Origin of the sequence: Rheinheimera pacifica (genome assembly GCF_900108485.1) — a bacterium.
Classification (GTDB): domain Bacteria; phylum Pseudomonadota; class Gammaproteobacteria; order Enterobacterales; family Alteromonadaceae; genus Alishewanella; species Alishewanella pacifica.
Genome location: NZ_FNXF01000012.1, coordinates 1 through 22,779 on the forward strand (window position 1 = coordinate 1; position 22,779 = coordinate 22,779).

Sequence of the window (22,779 nt, forward strand, 5' to 3'; positions counted from 1 at the left end):
TTTGCCTGTCGCTTAGTCTGGCCTCAAATTTAAGACGGAATATATCCAGATAAGTTTGCATATCTGTCCTTACCATTTTCTTTTTACGTGTCATGACTACTCCGGCAAACAGTTAAAAAACTGTTATGCCAAAGTCCGTAAAACGAAGGAAGAACAAACTGGCCGGACGATACCGAAACAGGTGGCCGGATAAGGCCGAAATCAGTGGCCGGATGATACCGAAATGGGTGGCCGACTCATGCCGAAATCGCTGGCCGGATCATCCCGAAATACGCAATAACATTTATTCGGCGGAAATATCCGTATTTAAACACGGCCGCCTCCGCTTTTATCCATTTAATGTAATGAACACTACACCGCTTCTTTTCAACTTACAATAAGTTATAGGTACAGCCTATTTCAGCAAAACATCAAACAACTTGTCAGCCGTTATCTGCTGCAAAATTCACCCATAAAAAAACCGCCAGCAGGCGGTTTTTTATCGGGGTAACTTAATCAGCCTTTACGCCAGCTGGTTACGCCGTTTTTATCTTCTACGATAATACCTTTGGCCGTTAACGCATCGCGGGCGGCGTCTGCTGCTGCCCAGTCTTTGTTGGCGCGGGCGGTGTTACGCTTAGCGATCAGCGCTTCTATTTCAGCTACATCATCATCTGACGCGCCTGATTGTAAGAACTGTTCAGCATCGCCCTGCAGCAAGCCCAGCACACCGGCTAGCAGGTTTAATACGCCGGCCAGCTCAGCAGCCTTGGCCGGTTCGGTTTCTTTAAAGCGGTTTACTTCACGCGCCAGTTCAAACAACACCGGTAAGGCTTCCGGGGTGTTGAAATCATCATCCATTGCCGCTTTAAATCGCACAATATACGGGCTGTTTAAATCAATACTGTGGCTTGGCGTTACATTACGCAGCGCGGTGTATAAGCGGCCTAAGGCAGCGTGGGCCTGCTGCAGGTTTTCAGCGGAATAGTTCAGCTGGCTGCGGTACTGGCTGGATAATAAAAAGTAGCGTACCGCCTCGGCGTTATATTCTGCCAGTACGTCTTTTACCGTAAAGAAATTGCCCAGTGATTTAGACATTTTCTCTTTATCTACCTGCACCATACCGGTGTGGATCCAGGTATTAACGTACTTGTGGCCATGGGCACAGGTCGACTGGGCAATTTCGTTCTCGTGGTGCGGGAACTGTAAGTCAGAACCGCCGCCGTGAATATCAAAATGCTCGCCTAAATGCTTGGCGCTCATGGCGGAACATTCAATATGCCAGCCCGGCCGGCCATTGCCCCACGGCGATTGCCAGAACGGCTCGCCCGGCTTAGCGCCTTTCCATAATACGAAATCCAGCGGATCGTCTTTGTTGTCGGCCACTTCGACCCGTGAGCCGGATTGCAGCATCTCCAGGTTTTGCTGGCTAAGCTCGCCATAGGCTTCGTATTTGCTAACGTCAAATAATACATCACCATCGGCCGCAACATAGGCATAGCCTTTGGCGACCAGGGTTTCAATCAGGGCGATAATTTCGGCCATATGGGTAGTAACGCGCGGCTCGATATCGGCCGGCATTAAACCCAGCGCAGCAAAATCGGCGTGCATGGCTTGGGTAAAACGTTCGGTTAAGGCATCGCAGCTTTCGTTATTCTCGGCGGCACGCTTAATAATTTTGTCGTCTACGTCGGTAATATTACGCACATAGGTTACGTCGTAACCCAAAAAGCGCAGGTAGCGGTTTATTACGTCAAAGGCAACATAGGTACGGGCGTGGCCGACATGGCAGTAATCGTAAATTGTAATACCGCAGACATAGAGCCCTGCTTTACCGGGTTCAATTGGGGTGAAAAGTTCTTTTTTTCTGCTTAAGGTATTATAAATATGTAGCATGTCTTCCTCGAAGTCATTTGACTAAAAACGCTAACCTGAAAAGGCTGAAAGCTGAAACAAGCGCAGCTGCTGCACCAGCGCGCTAGTGTATCACCGGCACTGTAACGCGGCTATCCTTGCTTTATGATTTGGCCTGACTACGTTAGAATAGCGTCACTTTGAAATAAGGACTCTGATTATGATTAGCTTACACACCAATTACGGCGTAATTAAATTAAACCTGTTTGCCGACAAAGCCCCTGCTACGGTAGAGAATTTTATCAGCTACGTAAAAGACGGCTTTTATGACAACACCATTTTTCACCGTGTGATTAACGGTTTTATGATCCAGGGCGGTGGTTTTACTGCCGATATGGAGCAAAAAGACACCAAAGGCCAGATTAAAAACGAAGCCAACAACAAAGTGCCAAATAAAAAAGGCACTATTGCGATGGCGCGCACCAACGATCCGCATTCTGCCACCTGCCAGTTTTTTATTAACATTGCCGACAACGACTTCTTAAACTTCAGCTCTGAAACCGGCTCCGGCTGGGGTTACTGCGTATTTGGCGAAGTGGTTGAAGGCATGGACGTGATTGACGAGATTAAAAAAGTGGCCACCGGCCGCAATGCCGGCCACAGCGACGTGCCGGTAAAACCGGTTGTGATTGAAAAAGCTGAACTGCACGCTTAAGCCCTGTTAATGTCAGAGCTGATGTCTGAGCAGCACACGCTGTTTATCGCCGATCTGCACTTAGCGGCAGATCGGAGCGATATTACCGCCGCCTTTTTGCGCTTTTTGCGCGAGCAAGCCATCCACGCCGAAGCCTTGTATATTCTCGGCGATTTATTTGAAGTCTGGATTGGTGATGACAACCCCGAGCCACTACTGGCAGAGGTAGCCAACGCACTTAAAACCGTTAGCGATAGCGGCGTAGCGCTGTATTTTATTCACGGCAACCGCGACTTTTTCCTGCGCGATGCTTATGCTAAGCGCTGTGGCATGGCGATATTGCCTCCGTCCAAAGTGATTGATTTATACGGCAAGCCAACGCTGATTATGCATGGCGACAGCCTGTGTACGCTGGATATTGCCTACCAGAAATTCCGTAAATGGTGGAACCAGCCCTGGTGGCAGTGGCTGATGCTGAATATGCCGCTATGGTATCGCCAGCGTCTGGCCCGTAAAGCCCGCGCCAGAAGCGCCAAATATAAGCAGCAGTATATGGCACAGGCGCAACCACAAATTATGGATGTGACACCGGATGAAGTACCCAGAGTGATGGCAGAAGCCGGCGTATTAAAGCTGATCCACGGCCATACTCACAGGCCTGCAGTGCACCAACTGGAGGTTAACGGCAACGCTGCCGAGCGTTATGTACTGGGTGACTGGTACAGCCAAAGCAGTTATTTAAAAGTTAGCGTCAGTCAGTGGCAGCTGTATTTTAATGCGCTGGCAGATGACAGCCCGGCGGCTTAAAACCGCCAGGAATAAGCAATGTTGAGAAAATCCATACCGGGGTTACGGCTGGATAAACCCGCATTAGAGTAATGCATATAGCGCACTGCCAGCATTTTGCTGTTTTGCTGGTCGAGCCCGATCAGCAGGCCCAGCCGGTCTTCAAACTGAAAGTGCGAGCCTAAATCTTTACCGGCAAATTCACGCTTTGTCAGCATACTAACACCGATACCAAACTCCCAGAACACCGGCTTGCCGTACCAGTTGGCAAATTGCTTTTTCAGCACCGGTGACAAGGCCAGCGCCACGTTGGTTTGATACTGCGATGGCTGGCCGTACTGCCAGAAGTTAGTGCTGGCTTCCAGATACATATTGGCATCGCCCAGCAGCGGCAAGGTAGTAAAGTGAAATTCCAGCGGCCGGTAACCTAACCGCACACCATTTACCCGGCCTTCGCCTTTTAAATATTCCACTGAAAGCTGTGAAATCTGCTCTGTGCGTATATCAGCCTGTGCTTGCCAAATTATTCCAAATGACAACACTAATGCCACTAGCCACCGTTGCATATATTTACCTCGCCATGCTTTGCCCGCTGTGGGCCAACCGTTAATGGCGACAAATATACCGAACGGTACAAATTAGATAAACAGGCTTTCCCCGACAACATTATTCACAGTGGTGAATAATGTTTTGGCATAAATTATTACATTTTTATGTAAAGCAGATTTAATACGGCCGGTACGGCTGAAACACCGCCATAACCCAGTTGATAAAGGTGCTTAAGCGGCCACTGAGATGGCGGCCGGGTGGGTAAATAAGATACAGCGGAAAGGCTGCGCGCTGCCAGTCTGGCAGTACCAACTGCAACTTACCATTATCAAGAAAAGGCTGCGCCATAAATAACGGCAGTTGGCTTACGCCCAGGCCACTTAAGGTAGCGGTTAACTGTGCGGTGCTATCGTTTACCGACAACGGGCTGCCTTGCTGCTGAATTTCCATTGATTGTTGCCGGTTGCTAAAACGCAGTGGCACTACACGGTTGGTTTTACGCGAGCGATAATAAATAATACGGTGTTTGCTGCTTAATTCGTCCGGCGTTTGCGGGGTGCCATACTGCTGCAGATAAGATGGTGCGGCACAGGTAACAAAGGTCAGCTCGGCAATACGTTTGGCAATCAGCGATGTATCGTTTAGCTCACCACCGCGAATTACGCAATCTATATTGTCGGTCAGCAAATCAATATTGGTATCACTAACACCTAACTCCAGCTGAATTTCCGGATATTGCTGCATAAAAGACGGTAACGCCGGCAACAGTATAAAATTAGCAATCGCCGACGCCATATCAACCTTTAGCCGGCCCCGCGGTGTGCTCTGTTCATTGCTGATATTGCTTTCAATATCTTCAAGCTCATGCAGTAACTTGGTAGTGCGTTCGTAATAGGCCGCGCCTTCCATCGTTACCGTAACCCGGCGCGTGGTGCGGTGCAGTAATTTTAGCCGCAAATGCGCTTCCAGCTCTTGCACAAGCTTGGTTACGGTGGATTTTGGCATATCGAGTAAATCTGCGGCGCGGCTAAAGGTGCCGGTTTCAACCACACGACAAAACACTTTAATGGCTAACAGATGATCCATGCCGGTATAACCCTAATGCTGCTATAACCGGCATAATAGGCAACAACCAGCAGCGCTGCAATGCCAGCGGCAGCCGCCACGGCTAACTACGGCACTGGCCGCGGCTTAGCAAACCGGCATGCTGATAAATCTGGTCCAGCAGGCGCATATTACTAATGGCATCGGTACCGCCGGTTAAGGCGGTGGCACGACCTTGCAGGCAGTCTTGTACATGCTGCAGTTGATAATAATAGGTGCTATGGCCAGGCACACTGTATTGCTGCTCGGCTCCGGCAGTAACCACTTTAATACTGTTGCCCTGTTGCGGCGTAATCAGGCCGCTCACTTCAATACTGCCGAGGCTACCTTCCAACACCAGGCTGGTATCGGGTGTGCGGCTTAAATGCTCTGCCATGCTGGTGCCGATATCGGCAATAGCGCCATTAGCAAATTGCAGCTGTGCCTGGCTGGTGATATCAATTTGTTCACCGCCGGTTGTCGCATTGGCGGTAATACAGTTAGCGCTTAATACCACAGGCTCCTGCCCTGGCTCAGAGCCCATAACAGTGCGCACCCAATGCAGTGGATAACAGCCTAAATCCATCATGGCACCGCCGCCCAATGCCGCTTCATGGCGCAGCGAGCCGGCAAAATACGGGATCCGCACCGAAAAATTCGCCCGCAAATGGCTGATAGTGCCGATAGTACCGGCCTGCACCAGGCGCATCACCTCAACAAACAACGGATGAAAGCGGTAATGAAAGGCCTCCAGCAATAGCTTGCCGCAGGTTTGCGCTGCCTGCACCATGGCTTTAGCTTCGGCTTCATCCATAGCAAACGGTTTTTCACACAGTACGTGCTTACCATGCTCAAGCGCCTTTATGGTCCAGTGCGCATGTTCAGACGGTGGCAGCGCATTGTAAATCAGGTCGATATCGTCCCGCTCAAGTAAGGCCTGATAGCTGTCGGCGACATATAAGATGCCATGCGCACCGGCATACTGGCGGGCCCGTTCTGTCGAAGAAGCGGCTACCGCCTGCAACACAAAACCATCCAGTTGCTTAAGCGGCTGAAATATTGCTTTGTCGCTGATACGGGCAGCGCCTAATAAACCAATGCGGATCATAGCGATTCCTTATGCGGTTATTTAACTGGCTGAGGCAACAGGCAGCAGCAGCTCGACCTGATAATGCCGGCCGGCAACAATGTCAGTAATAAGCGGTTCGGCCAATAAGCGGCCATCGACACTTAGCTGTGCCTTGCTGATGCCGCTTTGCCGGCGCATTAGGATAACAAACTCTGCACCGCGAAATTGCCTTGTAAGTTTCACCTGTGGCCAGGCAGTTGGCAGCTGCGGTTGCAGTAATAACCCTTCCGGGCAACCTTTTATGCCAAATAACCCTTCGATTAACGAGCGATATACCCAGTGCACGGTGCCGGTATTAAATAACTGGCTGGAGCGCCCGGCGGTGCGCGGAAATTGCCGGTAAGCACCACGATAGTAATTCGGAATAAACACCGGTAACTGGCCGCGCTGCAGGCAGTCTTGCTCTGTGCTGCCGGGCAGCATCTGGCGCAGGACGTCAAAGGCTTTATCCGGTTGGTTAATCTGATAAAGCGCATATAAATAAAACGCCGCGGCATGGTTATACACCGAGCCATTTTCAGCCGAACCGGGGTGCTTTTGTGTTACGCGGCCCACATCGTCACGCATAGCGGTATAGGCCGGCGCCAGCATTTGCACGCCGTAAGGCGTGGCTAATTGCGCGTCGATTTCAGCCAGCATCAGTTGCAGCTGCTCGTTATTGGCAGCACCACTTAACATGGCCCAGCTTTGCGGGTTCAGGTAAATACGACCCTCGGCATCTTTATTGACGCCAAATACCACATTATCATCGGTAATGCCGCGGCCATACCATTTACCATCCCACAAATACCGGTTAACCGCCTGATTAAAACTGTGGGCATCATTGCGGTATTGCTCCGCAAGGCTCTGCTTACCAAGCTGCTGGCAAATATCGGCCCAGCAGTTAAGCGCATAAGCTGCCGCCAGCGATAACCAACCCGACACACCACGGCCTTTGTAGCCGACCATATTCATTGGATCGCACCAGTCGCCCTGTTCAATAAAACTCAGGCCACGCGCATCGCGTTTATGCAGCAGCCAGCTCATGGCGCGGCAAATATGCTCAAACACAGTGGCGGGCTCTGTGCTATCGCCAAAGGCGATAGTTTGCTGTAATAAGGCGGTGTCGTTGGTTTCGGCCAGATAGGCCGCCAAACACACCGGTAACCAGACACATTGGTCGGTATGCGGCACCTGGTTAATGTATTTCAGCTCGGCGTCGGGGTGCAGCAAAATACCGTCCGGCATTTCGCCGCTACTGTGCTGCTGCGCCAGCGCCGTTAACAGCGCGGTGCGAAATGCCTCCGGCCGCACATAACTCATGCCCATATTATCCTGCAGATAATTACGGGTTTGCGGATCTGTGGTGAGCCGGTTGACATCGCCGTGGTAATACACCTGGCGCGGTAGCCAATGGTTAACAAAGTTATCCAGCGCGGTATCCGGTGTTTCGATCTGTAAACAACCGTGGCCCTGCGCAATATAATCGCTGTACTGCTGCTGCGCCTTTACAAAACCATCCGGCGTTAAAAAATAGCGCTGCCGTGCTGCGGCAATCTCGCTTTCATCCAGTGCCGGGCCAAATACAAAACGGTAAACCTGCTGCGCGCCGCCTGCCAGTTGCAGCCGGTATTGCATCACACAAGCCGGGGTTTCATATAAGGCATCGCCGCCATTGAGCTCGGTTTGCTGCAAAGCATCCGGCGCATGCAGGCCGCCCTCGCCTTCAAACGCTTGCTGTGCACATTGCCAGCTGGTGGGCACCTGCTCTGCCAGTAAAAAGGTTTTATCCTTTAACAGTTTGTTTTTAAAGTAATCGGGGTATTTTTGATACGGCGTAACCGATGAGCAAACAATAGCATTTAGCGCCGGTTCAAACTTTGCCGACTGGTTCATCCACGACATATAACCGACCGGGAAATACGGGTAGATGCTAAGCTCGCGTGGCTGCGCGCTGAGGTTAGTCACGGTAAGCTGCCACAGTTCATGCGGCTGGTCCGGGCTTAAGCAGAGCTGCCATTGCAGTTGCAAGCCCTGTTGCTGCAGCTGCCAGCGGATATCACTTTTACCGGCAGAGAACACAAAGCTGTCGGCTTTGCTGCGCACCGGCTCGTAAGGTACCGAGAACACCTCAGCGCTTTTCTCATCTTTAATATAGACAAAGCGGCCCGGATGATGCGCGTAATACGGCTGCTCCGGCTGCATAAAGGTTTTTGCTTCCAGATTCGGCGCATGGGCGTATTTGGCCGGCTCCGGTTGCATAAACTGCGCGGTGGCATAGCCACGGCAGTTAAGTTGCACCATTAACTGCTTGTTCCATAAAAACGCCGCTGCCAGCGGCATAGTGGTGGGGCTGAATAAATCATAACGCTGACCGTTGTCGCCAGGTTGCATGCCAGAGGCTGCCATCAAAGTAATACTCCGGGTAAAATTAACTTAATGCGCTGGCTTCTGCCTTGCGCTGGTGTAAATCAAACTGAATTTTTGCCAGTTGCCGGTTGTCCAGACTGTAGTAGCGCATAACAAAGGCTGCCAGCAGCGCAATAACGCCGGGGATCACCGAGATCAGCAGCACTATGCCGGTTTGCGAGCCGGTGCTTTGCTGCTCGTTAGCCACATAACCAATAGCTGCCAGCAACCAGCCGATTAACGCCGAAGCAATGGCGCCACCGAGTTTTTGCGAAAAAGTGGCGGCAGCAAAGGTCATAGCGGTGGCCCTGCGCCCGGTACGCCATTCATTGTAATCGGCCGTGTCGGCATACATCGAAAACGCCAATGGAGATTTTGGCCCCAGTACAAAACCAATTGCCAAGTTCAGTGCAAAAATAACGCCCACCGCATCCGCCGGCACAAAGTACAAACTGATCGAAAGCAGCCCTGCTAAAGACATCAGTAATACCATCAGGCGTTTTTTATCGATAAAGCGCGTCATCAGCGGTGTGGCGGCCGCGCCCAGTGCTAGTGCCAGCATGTAGGAGGATAAAAACTCACCGACTAAATCGGGCCGCTCGACATAATATTTAAAGTAGTACACGCCGCTGCCGGCGCGCATGGTAATGGTGACCATAATGATCAGCGCCAGCGCAAATAACACCAGCCAGGGTTTGTTGTTTTTTAAGTCGGCTAAATCCTGCCGCACCGCATTAGGTTGCAGGCTTAGCGGGGCGATACGCTCTTTGGTGGTAAGAAAGGTAATTAAAAACATTAAGGCTGCGGCAATACCAAATACCAGCATCGTTAGCTGCCAACCCAGCACATCATCGCCCTGCCCCAGCAACGGCACTAACTTGGGCGTTAAATAGGTTACCAGGATGCCACCGCTAAAACCGCCGATAAAACGAAAGCTGACCAGCGTAGTGCGCTGCTGGCTGTCGCTGGTAATCACACCGGATAATGCCGAGTAAGGAATATTAATAGCGGTATACACCAGCATTAACAGCGTATAGGTGCCGTAAGCCCACACCAGTTTGCCGGTTTCGCCTAAATCCGGCGTGCTGTAGGTCAGCACACCGGCACCAGCCAGCGGCAGCGCCAGCCATAATAAATAGGGCCGGAATTTACCAAAGCGGCTGCGGGTACGATCAGCAATGGCGCCCATTAGCGGATCGGTAAAGGCATCGACTATTTTGGTGACCAGCATCATGGTGCCGGCCGCAGCGGCGGAGATACCAAAAACGTCGGTGTAGTAAATCAGCAAAAAGGCTGAAATATTAGCCCAGTAGAAATTAAAGCCCATATCACCGAGGCCGTAACCGATTTTTTCGCGCAGCGGTACCGCTGTGGCTGTATTTTGCGTTGCTATGTTTTGTGAAGCCGGAACTGTCATACCCTGTTATCCCACTGTTATGGCATCAGCTCTGCGGCTGAATATGATAGCGCAATCAGGTGTGGCTTTACGCTGCTAAAAACTGTGTTATCTGCTGCACCAGCTTCGCTGCCGGCAGCGTGATATCCAGTATGGTTATATCCGTTTCATTGTCACAACTTTGCATCGTCAATAACTGGCTTTGCAACATGGCCGGCGGCATAAAATGGTTTTGCCGCTGTGCCAGGCGCTCTGCCAGCAAAGCGGCATCCCCCTGCAGATAAAAGAAATGCGCGTTATCAGCGCTGCTGCGAATTTGCTGGCGATGGCGGGCAATTAAGCCAGAGTAACTTAACACACAAGGCTGCTTTGCCGCTTTACAGGCGCTAAGCTCGTTACACAGTGCCTGCACCCAGCTTTCGCGTAAATGATCAGCCAGCGGTATGCCACTGGCCATCATTTGTTTGGCCTCGGGGCTGTGATAATCGTCGCCTTCAATAAAGCGCCAGCCCAGCTGCTGTGCCAGTAACTGGCCAACGGTCGACTTACCGCTGCCGGCAACGCCCATAATCACAATAGTTTTGCTTACTGTAGCGCGCATAATAAGCTGTTGCTTCCTGTTAGTGTTGCTTGTTGGCTAAGAGCTTAAACCAGCAACAATGATTGCGCAACCATTTTGACTAACAACCCGCAATACAGTATTGTCTTGTAAAAGATCGCAGAGCTAAGCTTATGAGCAGGAAGCCAAATTTAAAAGACGTTGCCAAAGTAGCCGGTGTAAGCGCCATCACGGTATCGCGGGTATTGACAGATCCAACCAAGGTGTCTGACAAATTACGCAATAAGGTGGAAAAAGCCATTCATGATATCGGCTATATCCGCAACCATGCTGCCAGTGCGCTGGCCTCGAAAAAGTCCGGCGTGCTGGCAGTCATTATTCCGTCGTTATCCAATATCGTATTTAACGATGTACTACAGGGTATTTATCAGGCGGTTAAAGCGAAAAACCTGCAGGTGCTGCTTGGCGACTGCCATTACTCGCCGCTGATAGAAGAACAGCTGATTGCCACCCTGCTTAGCCAGTCGCCGGAAGGCTTTATTGTTACCGGTGCGGCGCAAACCGATTACGCCCGTAAACTGCTGCTGCAGGCCGATATTCCGGTAGTGCAGATTATGGAACTGACCAATCAACCGATAGATATGAATATTGGCTTTTCGCATTATCAGGCCAGTTACGATATGACGAAACATTTGCTGCAACAAGGCTATCGCGCACCGGCCTTTGTCGGTGCCCGTATGGACCCGCGCACCCAGCAGCGGTTGGCGGGTTTTAAACAAGCCATAGCCGATTGGCCACAGCCGTGCCGCAGTTTTATTCAAACCACAGTACAACCGTCTTCTATTAAGCTGGGCGGCCAGTTATTACAAGCGGTAATTGCCGAATCAGACAACCAGTGCGATGCTGTATTTTGCTGTAATGATGATCTGGCACTGGGCGCCTTGTTTGAAAGCAAACGGATGAATTTAAGTGTACCTAAAGATATCGCCATTTGCGGCTTTAATGATTTGGAAGCATCGGCATTGGTAGAGCCGGCCATTACATCAGTGGCATCACCACGCGTTGAAATGGGCCGCCAGGCGGTAGAAATGCTGTTTAGTGCCGCCGGTAAAGGCCGCCATGCGGTAGCTCCGGTGGATGTCGGCTACAGTATTATGGTACGCAGCTCAACCTGAGCTGCAGCATAAATAATAAAGCCGCTGTATAACAGCGGCTTTATTTTACGGCTTTATTACTACTGCCGGTTAGTCAAAGCTCACTTTTACCCGCACGCCAAAAGTACGCGGCGCCTGCCACATATAGTTCGGTACCGGGTTATTGTTCCAGCGGCCCTGATCACTTTTTATCGCTTTATCTGTCAGGTTATTAACAAAAGCTTCCAGGCTCCAGTTGCCGGCCGACGGTTGATAAACCAGGCTGGCATCCAGTTTGGTATAAGCATCCTGACGGTCAATATCTGCGGCATAAGGCAGGTTACGGAACCCTTCAGGCCTGTCGCCACGATTAGCCGGATCAAACCAGATCTCTGACGAGTAGCTGGCGCGCAGGCGCGGACGTACTGAAGCACCATTGCTTAACTCAAAGAAATGCTCATAGCTTAGCGACATACTAAACTCCGGTGCCTGCACCAGACGGTTACCTCTGAAATCCAGCAGATTAGGCAGGTTCGGGTTACCGGCTGACGGGTTAAAGGCGATACCGTCGGCACCGTAGCTGGAGTCGGTCGTGAAAAACTCATCGTACTTCGCATCCAGATACGACAGTGTACCGTTTAGCTCACCATTACGGCCCACCAGCCATTTGGCTTCTACTTCCAGGCCATTAATAGTGGCTTTACCGGCATTGGTTTTACGCAGTAAGTCAGCACCGGTTTCAGTAGTGACATTACTGGTTACCTGTAAGTCAGTGTATTCGGTGCTAAATAAGGCGGCAAATACCTGCAAAGTACTATCCAGGAATGAGCCTTTTAACCCCAGCTCAATGCTGGTATTTTCTTCCGGCGCCACATAAGCATTAGTGCCGGCCGCTTCGTTGTTATTTCTGCCGATAATGGCATCCAGATCAGCTTGCGTAAACGGGCCGGTGCCAGTGTACTGACCGCCATCCTGAATAGTGCCGGATTTAAAGCCGGTAGCATAAGAGCTGTACAACATAATTGTCGGGGAAAAATCCCATTCCAGCCGCGCCATACCGGTAGTTTTATCCCAGCTTGGGCTGGTATCGTTATAGGTATCTACCCAGCACTGACCCGGCTGCACCAGAAATTTGTTTGGTGCCAGCCCATTTAGCAGGTTATCCGGGTCCAGCAGGCCAACGTAATCGCTGTTCAGCGGCAGATTTTCGGTGCGCTTAACGTCAGGGCACATAATATTGCGGCCGCCTCTGTCCCAGCGCTCGTCTTCGGTATAACGTAAGCCCAGGCTGATACGGAATACATCCGTCAGCTTGTAAGTGCTTTGCGCATAAATACTGTTCGATTTCAGGCCACGATCCGGCTGACGGTAGGTAGACCATAAATTCGGGTTAGGCGTGTTGCCACCTTCGTAATCTACATCCGGGTGCACTATATCAAAGTGGGTACTGTTGTTTTCTTTGAAGTAGAACAAGCCAACCATCCACTGCAGACGGGCACTGTCTTCATTTTTCAGCTGCAGCTCATGTTGGGTCGCTTCGTGAGTACACTCTACACAGCCGCCCCATTCGTATTTGTTTTCAGTCCAGCTTCTGTCCCACACTGATTCACGCGACGAATCGGTATAACCACCGATATAAGACACCGTTATACCGTTATCGAAGTTGTAATTTAACCGGGTACGCACGCTGTCGATAACAAAATCATTAAAGCCCGGCTCCTGAATATAAGCCGAGCGGTTGGAGCCACCAGTTACGGTAGGAATATGACCGGTGCCCTGATCGGTAAAGTTTTCATACGACAAAAACCAGTCAAAATTATCATTCGGCTGCCATAAAGCGCTGATACGGGCTGCCGCTAAATCGGTAGAGCCGTATTTTTTGCCCATGGCAGAACCTGGTGCCATATCAACCACGCCTTCCGATTTATCCATTGCCGCAGCCACCCGAATAGCCAGCGTGTCTGTCAGCGGTAAATTAACCATAGCGCGGGTGGCGCGCCGGTCATAGTTACCCAACGTAAATTCAGCATTGGCTTCAAAGTAGTCCAGCTTAGGTTTGGCCGTGTGCAGGTTAACCACACCGCCGGTAGCATTACGGCCAAACAAGGTGCCCTGAGGCCCGCGCAAAATTTCGGCGCCCTCTAAGTCAAACATCAGTGCTGAAGCGCCCTGTGAGCGGGCAGAATAAACGCCGTCAACGTGAAATGCTACAGCCGGGTCACCACTTTCGGTTTGATCCGACGAGCCGATACCACGCAGATATACCATAGGCGTATTTTGCGTGCCGTTTTGGGCAATATGTAAACTGGGCACAACACCCTGCAAATCATCCAGTTGCAGTACGTGGTTGTCATCCAGTGCATTTTGATCAAAAGCAGTAACCGCCAATGGCGTTTCGCGGATAGTGGTTACCCGTTTGGTGGCGCTTACCTGTATGACTTCTATCGCACGTGCTTCGCTGCTGTCTGCTGCTGGCTCAGCACTTTGCGCATATACATTAGTTGCCCCGGCTGCGAGCAGCGCAGCTGAGATCAGAAGATAGCTTTGTTTTAGTTTGGTAACTGGTTTTTTGCTGATTGGCATAATTGTTTCTCCCCCCGGAGTTATTGTCGTTACTGCAGCTCAAGCACTTACACAGGGCTCAGTTATTTTTATCAAAAAAATGTTTGCGCTACCATTTAGCTGAAAGTTATGAGAAAAAAACCTACAGCAGGCCAATTAAATACAGCAAGTTATTGACTTAAGCGTCATCAAAACTGCCATCAACCGAAAATGGTTGCGCAACCATGTTTTAATAATTGAGCTAAATTAGAGCGAAAGCGGGTAGCTTGTCAAGGAAAAAAGCGGCTATTGCACCAGCAACTGCCGCATAATAGCGTTAAACACTTGAGGTACTGCCGTTAGAATGCAGTGTCTGAGGATAAAATTTTCAAAATAAACTCAATAGCTTGCGGTGACTGGTAAGAGTTATGCTCTGAGGCAACCACATGCTCTGCCACAGCTTGGGGTAAATGCGCACTACTATAGGGCACTACACTGTCGTTCAATGCCGGGCATGTGGCAAAGTCGGCGCAGCGGCCCACCCTGTTATTACCTATTACCGAATACACCGGCACCTGCAGTGGTAACAAGGTTAATTGCTGCACCAGCGGATGCTTTGGCGATAATACGTCAACACTGTTGGGGCCAAAACCACGCATATAACTGCGCATGGCAGGTTTAATATCGTCTTTGGTTAACGCCAGCCACATATTACCAAATACATTTTTCACCGCTTTTGGCAGCGTAATCATGGCCGAGGCTAGTCTGCCTATCCAGCCGTCAGCCGTGGCGGCGCCACGATGCGGCGTATCAATAAACACCACCGCTTTTACATAAGGTTTGGCAGCAAAGATAAAAATGTCCTGCAAGTTCTGACGGGTGTCGGCATTTACCGGCAGTTCAGCTGCTGGCCGGTAAAACGTGGTATCCCACAACGCCATACCGCTGTTTTGGACAAAGGTTTTACTGATAATACCGCCCATACTATGGCCTACCAGTACCATATTATTAGCCGCTATTGCCTCACCGTCCGGCGAGATGCGATGCAGCAGTTCATCGGTGCGCTTTCTTAAACGCATGGCATTAAAAAATGGTGGTGGGCCAGAGGGGTAAAATGCATGCCACACCTGATAACGGGCCGACAGCTGCGGGTTAGAAAATATCGCCCAGCTTAAGCGGCGCCATATTAACGGGCTGGAATTTAAACCATGGATCATCAGGACAGGAATTTTATCTTCGCTTAGCGGCTCTATCGCATAAATACCAAGCTTTTCTTCTACCTTATCAGCATTAAACAGGCCGGTTTTTTCCAACCGATCAGCCACCGCCACTTCAACTAAACATAAATACGCTGATGCCGGATCATAATTCAGTGGATATTGCTGAGCGGCAACAGGCCACTGTTGCTGCTGTTGCATATAAACACCGCGTAATACCAGCACTGGCAGCACCGGGTTACTATAATCCAGCTTTACCGGTATCACAGTAAGTGGCCGGAAAATACCCTCAGGCGGGAAATAACGATCCTGCTCAGAGCCAGTGTTTTCACGCTGCCCTATCACAGTAATGCCTAAGCCATTATCCTGTTGGCGCAACATATAAGGGTCGTAGGCTTGCAGATCGGCAGCCAGAAAAAACCGCTCAAACGCCAGGCCACTTTCATCGCTGTCCGGCGACAGTTGCAGCTTTAAATTCAACGCCCTGGTATCCTGCCCCGCCAATGCCGCCCTGACCAGCGGCATTAACGCCCGGTTATAGTAGCCGATAGCCTGCTGGCGTTGTTGCTCATCCAGCGGCTGTGCCAGCCAGCGCTCTGCGCAGCTTAGCTGTAACAAAAACAGCTGATACCCAGGCGAGCGCAGGGCAGTAAGCTGCAGACAGTAACCTGCTATTGCCTCATCAGCCACCTGATTCAAAGCAATATACTGATAGGCCAGCAAGCCGGTTACCGCCTCTTCCGGCATAGGTGCAGGCTTTTTCCAGTAGATATACTTGCCCTGGCTACATCCCTGCAGTGCTATAACCAGCAGTAGCATACACAGTTGCCCTAAACGGTAACGCTGCAACATTATTACTCCTGCAATTAAAAAACTGACTGAATTTCCGCTATGCTATATCACTATAGCATTGTTCTGTGTCAGGTTTTTTTCAGTATGGAAAACTCATTTAAACGCTTTGCCGGCCAGTTAGCTGAATTTATTGACGTCAGCCGCGATGGCTATGCCATTTTCTCTGCTGACGATATTCTGCTCTGCGCCAACAAAGCGTTTCTGGAAGTGTTTTTCCGGCCCGAAACCGAGCTGATTGGTCAGAGTTTTGTTGAAATTATGCATACTGCTTTTCGCACACAAAAAGGTCCGCGCATTGATGCCGACAATATCGACAGCTGGCTAAACCGGATACAGCAACTGCGCCGTTCGCGTGATTTTCGCCTGTTTGAGGTAGATTTAGTAGATGGCCGCTGGTTTTTGTTCTCGGAACAAACTCTGCCTGGTGGTGAAATGCTGATACAAGCCAAAGACATTACCAAGCAAAAAATTGTTGAGCAGCATTTAAACGAGCATACCCGCAGATTAACTGATTTGGCGCTTACCGACGAGCTGACGCAAATTGCTAACCGGCGCAGTTTTGTTGCCTCAGTACAAGCTGAAATTACCCGTTGCAGCCGCCAGCGCTGTGCAATGGCGTTTTTTCTGCTGGATATCGACCACTTTAAAAACGTTAACGACAGCTACGGCCATCAGGCCGGCGATGAAGTGCTGCGCCAGGTGGCACGTTTAATCAAAAGCACCTTGCGTGAATACGATATTTTCGGCCGTATTGGTGGCGAAGAGTTTGGTATTTTTCTGGCACAAACAAATCGCGACACGGCGGTTGAGGTCGCAGAACGTCTGCGTCAGCAGATCGCCGATGAAAAGATGCATATTGAGGGCCGCGAGCTGCGTATTACGTTATCGGTTGGTATTGCGCTGGCACGCGACAAAACCAGCTTTGAACAATTATACGCCGATGCTGATGCCGCCTTGTATCAGGCTAAACACAGCGGCCGCAATAAAGTTGTGGTAGCAGAGTACTGCGTTATTTTATAGACTCAGGCCGGTACACCACTGTGAAATTTGAAATCGGCATCTGGCGAGCTGATAAGCTCAGCTTCAATTGCCGCAAAAAACGCGATGCGCTCACTAATATCCTGCCCTGCTATCTCTGTTGCCAGTGTCAGGTAGTCCTGATAATGCCGGGCTTCGGAGCGCAGTAAAGAAATATAAAAATCGGCAATCGGCTTTGGCAAAAGCGGGGCTAACTTTGCAAAGCGCTCACAGGAGCGTGCTTCAATAAAAGCACCGCAGATCAGCTTATCCACCATCGCCTGTGGCTCATAGGTGCGAACATGGCGTAGCAGCCCACGGGCATAGCGGCTGGAGGTAATTTTTTCGTACTCAATGCCATTTTCAGCCATCACCTCAAGCACCTGATAAAAATGATGCAGCTCTTCTTTGATCAGCAGCACCATTTTATCAATCAGATCCTGGGCATAGGCAGAGTTGGCTTTAGGCAACATAGACTTTTTCAGGCTAAGCCCGGCCAGTGCCTGCCAATCGCCTTGCTGGCGATAAGTAAAATCTTCAAACGGTTTAAGCCATTGCAGCAGGGCTTCACCACTTTGCTCGTCGCTGGCGTAACGGCGGATCAGGTACATAGCTGACTGCGCCGCTTTTAACTCACAAATCAGGTGATCCTGTAACAGCAGCGGCAAACTTTCTGGTTTAGCGGCTACAGCCAGCCACTGTGCAGGGGTTTCACATTGCAGAAACTGCTTAACCGGGCTTAATAACTGCGTAATTTCGGCGCTTAGCATGCTGTTAGTTCGTCGTTCAGAGATGGCGCGCATTATAGCGGATAGCCCTCTGGCTACCAAGTGATGATAACTGCAGAAACTGCTTGGTCAAATTTCAGCCAGAATGCTTGACGAAGTGCATTATATTGGTCATAACTGATATAACGGCTATTGCAGATAGCCCGATAATACAGACGTAGTGACAAGGATAATAATTATGATATTGAATCACTTATGGGGACTGTATGCACATCCGAAAGAAGAATGGCATACGATAGATGCAAGACATGAAAGTTTTCGCTATAGCCTGATCCACATTTTGCTGGTTGCACTGATACCCTCGGTTTGCGCTTACTATTCCGCCGTCTATCTGGGCTGGAGTATAGGTGTGGGCGACCGTATTATGCTAACCCCCGACAGTGCGCTGATAATGTCAGTTGCCATGTACATTGCGCTTATTGCCGGTGTATTTGCACTGGCATTACTGGCACACTGGATGGCACATACCTTTGGAGCCGAACCTACCTACACTCAAACTCTGGAGCTGGCAGCTTATACCTCAACGCCATTGTTTATGGTGGGTTTTGCCGGTTTGTATCCGGAACTTTGGGTAGTGATGGTAGTTGGTTTACTTGGCCTGGCTTATTCAGTGTATCTGCTGTATGTCGGCGTACCCATACTGATGCATATTCCGGAAGAGCGTGGTTTTATCTACGCCAGCTCGGTGGTTACCTGCGGTTTGGTGCTGCTGGTATGCATTCTTGCCGCCACGGCGATATTGTGGAGTTCCGGCTTCGGCCCGTCATTTACACATTAAACTATTACTAAGCCAGAAATAACAAAGGGAGCTTAATGCTCCCTTTGTGCTATGGCCCTGTTTTAACCTTCGTTATAGGTTTCCAGGTTAGTTGCCATCGCTGCGCCGGACTTTTCCTTAGCACCATCGCTGCGCATCTGGTCCAGCCGGTTCAGGTATTCCTGATCAATATCGTTGGTAACGTAGTTACCGTCAAATACCGAGGTTTCAAAGCGTTTAATTTCCGGGTTTTCCAGCCGTACAGCTTCTATCAAATCTGGCAGTGACTGAAAAATCAGGCCGTCAGCACCGATAATATTACAGATACTTTCCACATCATGGCCATGGGCAATAAGTTCATTGGCTGATGGCATATCGATACCATACACATTAGGAAAGCGGATTTCCGGTGCAGCTGAAGCAAAATATACTTTTTTCGCACCAGCTTCCCGTGCCATATCAATAATTTGCTGTGAAGTAGTACCACGCACTATTGAATCGTCTACTAACAGCACATTTTTGTCTTTAAACTCCTGCTTTATGGCATTGAGTTTACGTTTAACCGACTTTTTCCGCGCTTCCTGCCCAGGCATAATAAAGGTACGGCCTATATAGCGGTTTTTTACATAGCCCTGACGGTATGGCAGGCCAAGCACAGTGGCAATCTGTAAGGCTGCATCGTTACTGGTTTCAGGGATAGGAATAACCACATCAATATCCAGATTAGCCCATTCACGTTTGATCTTCTGTCCCAGCATAGTGCCCATCGCTACACGGGAGGCATATACCGAAATATTATCAATGGTGGAGTCTGGCCGGGCAAAATAGACATACTCGAAAATACACGGTGTGTAACTGGGGTTTTCGGCGCACTGGAAGCTGTGTAACTCCCCCTGCTCGGTGATATACACCGCTTCGCCCGGAGATACATCACGCAGTACCGTAAAGCCGTCTGCATCCAGCGCAACGCTCTCAGATGCCACCATATATTCGGTGCCCAAAGCCGTCTCGCGCTTACCCATCACTAACGGGCGAATGCCGTTAGGATCACGAAACGCCAGTAAGCCGTGGCCGATAATCAGCGCCACAACGGCATAGCCACCTTTTACCTTGCGGTGCACATTGGCCACAGCCCGGAAAATATGTTCAGCTTGCAACTCCATTACGCCGCTGTTGTGCAGCTCATGCGCCAGCACGTTTAACAACACTTCAGAGTCTGAAGTGGTGTTTACATGGCGGCGGGCGACACGGAAAATATCTTCTTTAAGAATGTGCGAGTTGGTCAGGTTGCCGTTATGCGCCAGCGCTATGCCAAAGGGGCTATTGACATAAAACGGCTGCGCTTCAGCTGTACTCGAAGAGCCCGCTGTAGGGTAACGCACATGGCCAATACCAATATTTCCCGCCAGCCGTTGCATATGGCGGGCTTCAAACACATCTTTAACCAGCCCGTTCGCCTTGCGCAAGCGCAGCGTGTTGTGGTCAACGGTAACGATACCCGCAGCATCCTGCCCGCGATGCTGCAACACAGTTAAACCATCATACAGTGCCTGATTAACCGGATATTTCCCAACGATACCAACAATACCACACATGGATTTTCTTCCTCGCCAGCGTTAAGGCTTTTGCATAAAACTGGAATGGTTCTGCAAATATTCGAAGAACCATTCAATAATAAAACCGAATTCGGGGATCAAAGTTGATTGCTGCCACCAGTCGGCACTTGCCACCGGGGTAAAAGCATCCATAAAAAACAATACCGCGCTAACTACCAATACACCGCGCAGCGCGCCAAATACCAGGCCTAATACCCTGTCTGTACCGGACAAACCGGTAGACTGCACCAGTTTGCCAATAAGAAAATTAACTAAAGCGCCTACAATCAGGCTGCAGATAAATAAAATGGCGATAGCACAGGCGTTGCGCAGGGTTTCATCCTGCATTGAGGTAAATAAACCAGCCAGATGGGGGTAATATTGGCTGGCAATAAAAAATGCCAGGATCCAGACAGCCAGTGAAATAGCTTCTTTAACAAAGCCTCGTACCAAGCTGATAACTGCAGATAACGCTATGATTGCCAAAATGGCAAAATCAACCCAGACCATTTGCTACCAAAGGTTGTTTGATGACGGCGCGCATTCTACCAAACACAGCGACTGCTTGGCTAATTATTTTCTGTCGGCTGATAACTCATTACGGATAACCGCTCAATACCGGTTATTTGCTGAAGTTTGGGCAACTGCTGTTCCAGCCGCTCTTTTCTCAGCTCCGGGCCTACCAGTACACTGGTAAGTTTTACGCCCTGCGCATTGCTTATCTCACGGGTAAAGGTAACAAAACCCGCCTGGCGTAATTTAGCGACCAGCGCATTGGCATTCTGCGGTTTGCTAAAACTCCCGACCCTGACTACCCAGCCAGCCTGAGCCAGCGCTTCATTAACCGGCCTTGTTGTTGCTGGCCTGTCTGCAGAAGGGGCCGTTACCTGGGTATAGCGCTGCGACGGCAAGCCATTATCGTCTTTTGGTGTTTGTTCTACCGTATCCAGCGCAGGCTCATCCACCGGCTCTGGTGTTACCTCTGAGCGCGCCTGTTCAAATGCTTGCTGATCAAAAGCCTGCTGCTGTGGCACGCCTTTAAATTCAGGACGATTTGGGATGACTTTAAAATCGTCTTTCACAACCTGTTTTTCACCATCGAGTAAATCAGGCAGAAAAATGATACCGGCCAGTACCAGGATCACTGTACCGAGTAAACGATGTTTAAATGCGGGTGTCACTTTGCCTCCTGATGGCATGACAGCACTGCTGACACTGTAATAAACGAACCAAACACAACCAGTAACTCATCACTTTGCAACCTTTGCTGCAACTGCTGATAAGCGCTTTGCGTATCTTCATGCAGTTGGGTTACCACACCGTGCGCAGCCAGCACTTTATCGAGTTGCTCTGCAGTTGCGCCCCTTACTCCTTTGAGGCTGACAAGATGCCATTGTTCAAACAATGGCGTCAAGGGCAGCAATGTCTGCTCAATATCTTTATCTTTTAGCATACCAACCAACGCCAGTATACGCCTGAAACGCGGTTTAAGCAGCAGCAGTTGCTGAGCCAGATAACGGGCTGACTGCGGATTGTGCGCCACATCGACAATAATAGCAGGCTGTTGTTGCAGCCATTGCATTCTGCCAGCCAGTGTCAGGCCAGTTAAAACGCTGCACAATTGCTGTGGCGAAGGCAGCATATTCAGCTGCTCCAGCACCGCCAAACTACAAGCGGCGTTTTGCACCGGCACTGCCGGTATCGGCAGCTTATCAAACTGCTGGCTTACACCTTGCCATTGCCAGTTTTGGGCTTGTTGCTGACACTCGTACTGGTAGTCGCGCTGTACCAATACCGTTTTGCACGCCAGCTCGGCAGCCTTGTGCAATACAGATGGTGGCGGGTTAAGCTCACCAATAATGGCGATACCATCGGCTCTGAACACACCGGCTTTTTCACGGCCAATGCTGTCGCGATCATTACCCAGCCAATCCTGATGATCCAAATCTATAGTGGTTATAACGCTGATATCCGGTGAAATAATATTGGTCGCGTCCAGCCGCCCACCCAAGCCAACCTCTATCAGGCAGTACTCTGGTTGCTGTTGCTGTAACAGGCGAAATGCTACCAGCGTGGTAAATTCAAAATACGTCAGGGCAATGTCCTGGCGCAGCGCTTCAACAAAAGCAAAAGCACTGACCCAATCAGCGTCAGCTACATCCTGGCCATTAATGCGTAAACGCTCGTTAAATTGCAGCAGATGCGGCGAGCTATATACCCCAACCGTTTTGCCCTGCGCCAGCAACAGCTGTTCGATACAACAGGCTGTGGTGCCTTTGCCGTTGGTGCCGGCAATAAGGACCTTTTTGCCCGGCAGATGCTGCAGGCCAGCTCTGGCAGCCACGGCGTATACCCGCTCCAGTCCCAGTTCTATCTGGTGCACAGGATGGCTTTGTTCTATATAACAAAGCCAATCGGCCAGGCTTTGGCACGATTGGCTGTTCAGTACTGTAGTTGACATA

General features: G+C 50.2%; 19 protein-coding genes. 5 read left to right on the top strand and 14 right to left on the bottom strand.

Annotated features, from left to right (window positions below):
- Window positions 1-495: 495 nt before the first annotated feature.
- Window positions 496-1,875, bottom strand: coding sequence for a cysteine--tRNA ligase (cysS, locus tag BLW68_RS14315; protein ID WP_092794807.1), 1,380 nt, complete (start codon window positions 1,873-1,875; stop codon window positions 496-498).
- A 178-nt stretch (window positions 1,876-2,053) separates the two neighbouring features.
- On the opposite strand from cysS, the gene BLW68_RS14320 reads away from it, so the two are divergent.
- Both BLW68_RS14320 and BLW68_RS14325 read left to right on the top strand, forming a co-directional pair.
- Window positions 2,054-2,548, top strand: a complete 495-nt coding sequence (locus tag BLW68_RS14320) for a peptidylprolyl isomerase (RefSeq protein WP_092794811.1) — start codon at window positions 2,054-2,056, stop codon at window positions 2,546-2,548.
- 9 nt (window positions 2,549-2,557) lie between these two features.
- Window positions 2,558-3,334, top strand: coding sequence for a UDP-2,3-diacylglucosamine diphosphatase (locus tag BLW68_RS14325; RefSeq protein WP_342741260.1), 777 nt, complete (start codon window positions 2,558-2,560; stop codon window positions 3,332-3,334).
- On the opposite strand, the gene BLW68_RS14330 is transcribed toward BLW68_RS14325, so the two are convergent.
- The 6 genes from BLW68_RS14330 to BLW68_RS14355 form a co-directional block, all read right to left on the bottom strand.
- Window positions 3,331-3,879 (bottom strand): acyloxyacyl hydrolase, encoded by a 549-nt coding sequence (locus BLW68_RS14330; protein WP_092794814.1) that lies wholly within the window; start codon window positions 3,877-3,879, stop codon window positions 3,331-3,333. The genes BLW68_RS14325 and BLW68_RS14330 overlap by 4 nt on opposite strands.
- Window positions 3,880-4,039: 160 nt before the next feature.
- Window positions 4,040-4,948, bottom strand: coding sequence for a LysR family transcriptional regulator (locus BLW68_RS14335; RefSeq protein WP_092794817.1), 909 nt, complete (start codon window positions 4,946-4,948; stop codon window positions 4,040-4,042).
- Window positions 4,949-5,030: 82 nt separating this feature from the next.
- The gene (locus BLW68_RS14340; protein WP_092794820.1) at window positions 5,031-6,053 is read right to left on the bottom strand and encodes a Gfo/Idh/MocA family protein; all 1,023 of its coding nucleotides are present in this window, start codon (window positions 6,051-6,053) and stop codon (window positions 5,031-5,033) included.
- A gap of 21 nt (window positions 6,054-6,074) precedes the next feature.
- On the bottom strand, window positions 6,075-8,462 hold the full coding sequence (locus BLW68_RS14345) for a GH36-type glycosyl hydrolase domain-containing protein (RefSeq protein WP_245728356.1): 2,388 nt from the start codon (window positions 8,460-8,462) through the stop codon (window positions 6,075-6,077).
- Window positions 8,463-8,484: 22 nt separating this feature from the next.
- Entirely contained in the window at window positions 8,485-9,879 is a 1,395-nt protein-coding gene (locus tag BLW68_RS14350) for an MFS transporter (protein ID WP_092794823.1), read from the bottom strand.
- 67 nt (window positions 9,880-9,946) lie between these two features.
- Window positions 9,947-10,459, bottom strand: a complete 513-nt coding sequence (locus tag BLW68_RS14355) for a gluconokinase (protein ID WP_092794826.1) — start codon at window positions 10,457-10,459, stop codon at window positions 9,947-9,949.
- A gap of 131 nt (window positions 10,460-10,590) precedes the next feature.
- On the opposite strand from BLW68_RS14355, the gene BLW68_RS14360 reads away from it, so the two are divergent.
- Entirely contained in the window at window positions 10,591-11,592 is a 1,002-nt protein-coding gene (locus BLW68_RS14360) for a LacI family DNA-binding transcriptional regulator (protein ID WP_092794829.1), read from the top strand.
- Window positions 11,593-11,661: 69 nt separating this feature from the next.
- Here the strand turns inward: BLW68_RS14360 and BLW68_RS14365 are convergent, their stop codons facing one another.
- Both BLW68_RS14365 and BLW68_RS14370 read right to left on the bottom strand, forming a co-directional pair.
- Window positions 11,662-14,133, bottom strand: a complete 2,472-nt coding sequence (locus tag BLW68_RS14365) for a TonB-dependent receptor (RefSeq protein ID WP_092794834.1) — start codon at window positions 14,131-14,133, stop codon at window positions 11,662-11,664.
- A 317-nt stretch (window positions 14,134-14,450) separates the two neighbouring features.
- Complete coding sequence (locus tag BLW68_RS14370) at window positions 14,451-16,160, bottom strand: esterase/lipase family protein (RefSeq protein WP_092794837.1); 1,710 nt, start codon at window positions 16,158-16,160, stop codon at window positions 14,451-14,453.
- Between the two features lie 84 nt (window positions 16,161-16,244).
- On the opposite strand from BLW68_RS14370, the gene BLW68_RS14375 reads away from it, so the two are divergent.
- The gene (locus BLW68_RS14375) at window positions 16,245-17,180 is read left to right on the top strand and encodes a GGDEF domain-containing protein (RefSeq protein WP_092794840.1); all 936 of its coding nucleotides are present in this window, start codon (window positions 16,245-16,247) and stop codon (window positions 17,178-17,180) included.
- Window positions 17,181-17,182: 2 nt separating this feature from the next.
- Here the strand turns inward: BLW68_RS14375 and miaE are convergent, their stop codons facing one another.
- Complete coding sequence (gene miaE, locus BLW68_RS14380; RefSeq protein ID WP_245728347.1) at window positions 17,183-17,980, bottom strand: tRNA isopentenyl-2-thiomethyl-A-37 hydroxylase MiaE; 798 nt, start codon at window positions 17,978-17,980, stop codon at window positions 17,183-17,185.
- Between the two features lie 163 nt (window positions 17,981-18,143).
- On the opposite strand from miaE, the gene BLW68_RS14385 reads away from it, so the two are divergent.
- A complete protein-coding gene (locus tag BLW68_RS14385; protein WP_092794843.1) occupies window positions 18,144-18,743 on the top strand; it encodes a Yip1 family protein in 600 nt (199 codons plus the stop codon).
- 62 nt (window positions 18,744-18,805) lie between these two features.
- Here BLW68_RS14385 and purF read toward each other — a convergent pair whose 3' ends face one another.
- The 4 genes from purF to folC are packed head-to-tail and all read right to left on the bottom strand — an operon-like array spanning window position 18,806 to window position 22,778.
- Window positions 18,806-20,317 carry an amidophosphoribosyltransferase gene (gene purF / locus BLW68_RS14390; protein WP_092794848.1) on the bottom strand — a complete coding sequence of 504 codons (1,512 nt, stop codon included), beginning with the start codon at window positions 20,315-20,317 and terminating at the stop codon, window positions 18,806-18,808.
- A gap of 21 nt (window positions 20,318-20,338) precedes the next feature.
- On the bottom strand, window positions 20,339-20,827 hold the full coding sequence (locus tag BLW68_RS14395) for a CvpA family protein (RefSeq protein ID WP_092794851.1): 489 nt from the start codon (window positions 20,825-20,827) through the stop codon (window positions 20,339-20,341).
- A 59-nt stretch (window positions 20,828-20,886) separates the two neighbouring features.
- Window positions 20,887-21,498 carry an SPOR domain-containing protein gene (locus BLW68_RS14400; protein ID WP_092794855.1) on the bottom strand — a complete coding sequence of 204 codons (612 nt, stop codon included), beginning with the start codon at window positions 21,496-21,498 and terminating at the stop codon, window positions 20,887-20,889.
- Window positions 21,495-22,778 (bottom strand): bifunctional tetrahydrofolate synthase/dihydrofolate synthase, encoded by a 1,284-nt coding sequence (gene folC, locus BLW68_RS14405; protein WP_092794859.1) that lies wholly within the window; start codon window positions 22,776-22,778, stop codon window positions 21,495-21,497. The genes BLW68_RS14400 and folC overlap by 4 nt, the downstream gene beginning before the upstream one ends.
- Window position 22,779: the final 1 nt, after the last annotated feature.